We start from the raw sequence: 1724 nt of genomic DNA on the forward strand, positions 1-1724 counted from the left end.
CCCCCCCCCCCACAGGGGAATGTGTTGGGTTGGAGGAGGAGGCCAGGCTTTGCTCCCTCCGCCTGCCCCTGTACGCTGCCCGGCATTTTCTGCCCAAGGCCTTTTAGACCATGACCATTGCTCTCATCCGTATCGCCGCCGCCCTGCTCATTGGCCCTGACGGCCGGACCCTGCTGGTACGCAAGCGCGGTACCCAGGCCTTCATGCAACCGGGCGGCAAAATCGAGGCCGATGAACAACCGGTCCAGGCCCTGGCTCGCGAGCTGGAGGAGGAACTCGGGCTGAGGATCGATCCGGCGCAGGCTCGTCACCTTGGACAGTTCAGCGCGCCGGCGGCCAACGAGCCGGGTTTTACCGTGCAGGCCGAAGTGTTTTTGCTGGACATCGACGCCCCGGTTTCCCCCGCCGCCGAGATCGAAGAAGTACGCTGGATCGATCCGGCCGGCACCGGCGATTTGTTGCTGGCGCCGTTGACAGGCGAGGTGATCCTGCCGTTTTATCGAGCCACTTGTCTCGCGACCTGCTGATTCAAGACTCAAGGACTGACGCCATGATTCCATTGCCGGACCTGCTGATTTTCGCCGCCGCCGCGTTGCTGATGGTGCTTACGCCCGGCCCGAACATGATCTATCTGATTTCCCGTTCGATCTGCCAGGGCCGCAAGGCCGGCGTCACCTCCTTGCTTGGCGTGGTGGCGGGCTTCTTCGTGCACATGTTCGCGGCGGCGGCGGGGCTGACGGCGGTGTTCCTGGCGGTGCCGATGGCATATGAAATCCTCAAGTGGGCCGGCGCGCTGTATCTGCTCTGGCTGGCCTGGCAAGCGGTGAAGCCGGGGGCTCGCTCGCCTTTTCAGGCCCAGCAGTTGCCGGCGGACTCGACCCGCAAGTTGATCACCATGGGTTTTCTCACCAGCGCCCTGAACCCGAAGATCGCGGTGTTCTACCTGTCGGTGTTCCCGCAGTTCATCAGCCCGGAGCACGGCTCGCTGTTCACCCAGAGCATCATTCTCGGGCTGACGCAGATCAGTGTGAGCTTCAGCGTCAACCTGCTGATCGCGCTGTTTGCCGCCGGCCTCGCCTCGTGGTTTGTCCACAACCCGACCTGGCTGGCGGCGCAGCGCTATTTCATGGGATTTGTACTTGGCGCACTGGCCCTGCGACTGATGCTTGAGCAACGGCGTTCGGCGTGAACATCCGACGGCTGAAGGTGGCGGATGCCCAGGTCTACCGGGAGCTGATGCTGCAGGCCTATGAGTTGCATCCAGAGGCTTTTACCTCCAGCGGCAGTGAGCGAGCGACGCTGCCGATCAATTGGTGGGAAGCGCGCCTGACCAGCCGGCTCGATGTGCTCCTCGGAGCGTTCGTGGTGGACGAACTGGTTGGTATCGTCGGCCTGTCCCTGGAGCCGCGGCTGAAAGCCCGGCACAAGGCCACGCTGTTCGGCATGTACGTCGCCGCAGCCCATCGCCAGGGAGGACTGGGCCAGCAATTGGTCAAGGCGGCCCTCGACGAAGCCCGTCGTCACGCCTTTCTGCGGTTGATGCAACTGACCGTCACCGCCGGCAACGACCCGGCCGTCAAGCTTTACCAGCGCTGCGGCTTCGTTTTGTACGGGCTCGAACCGATGGCGATTCGCGTGGGCGATGAGTATTTCGACAAGATCCACATGTGGCTTGAACTCTGATCTCACCGAAGATTGGAGTGATGGAGCTTTTGTGGGGGGGG

The 1724-nt window shown here is 63.0% G+C and carries 3 protein-coding genes; all 3 read left to right on the forward strand.

The features are described from left to right. Nucleotides 1-110 precede the first annotated feature (110 nt). Genes ACE04F_RS07505 through ACE04F_RS07515 form a run of 3 tightly spaced genes read left to right on the forward strand, consistent with a single transcriptional unit; the run spans nucleotide 111 to nucleotide 1683 of the window. Entirely contained in the window at nucleotides 111-527 is a 417-nt protein-coding gene (locus tag ACE04F_RS07505) for an NUDIX hydrolase (protein ID WP_486105640.1), read from the forward strand. Between the two features lie 23 nt (nucleotides 528-550). Next, complete coding sequence (locus ACE04F_RS07510) at nucleotides 551-1189, forward strand: LysE family translocator (protein ID WP_486105641.1); 639 nt, start codon at nucleotides 551-553, stop codon at nucleotides 1187-1189. After that, nucleotides 1186-1683 (forward strand): GNAT family N-acetyltransferase, encoded by a 498-nt coding sequence (locus ACE04F_RS07515; protein ID WP_486105642.1) that lies wholly within the window; start codon nucleotides 1186-1188, stop codon nucleotides 1681-1683. Before ACE04F_RS07510 ends, ACE04F_RS07515 begins: the two co-directional genes overlap by 4 nt. Nucleotides 1684-1724 lie beyond the last annotated feature (41 nt).

The organism is Pseudomonas sp. AGC41 (assembly GCF_057334555.1).

Bases quoted from the DNA above. Each gene is read 5' to 3' on its own strand.
- ACE04F_RS07505 (WP_486105640.1), top strand. From the start codon at position 111: ATGACCATTGCTCTCATCCGTATCGCCGCCGCCCTGCTCATTGGCCCT.
- ACE04F_RS07510 (WP_486105641.1), top strand. From the start codon at position 551: ATGATTCCATTGCCGGACCTGCTGATTTTCGCCGCCGCCGCGTTGCTG.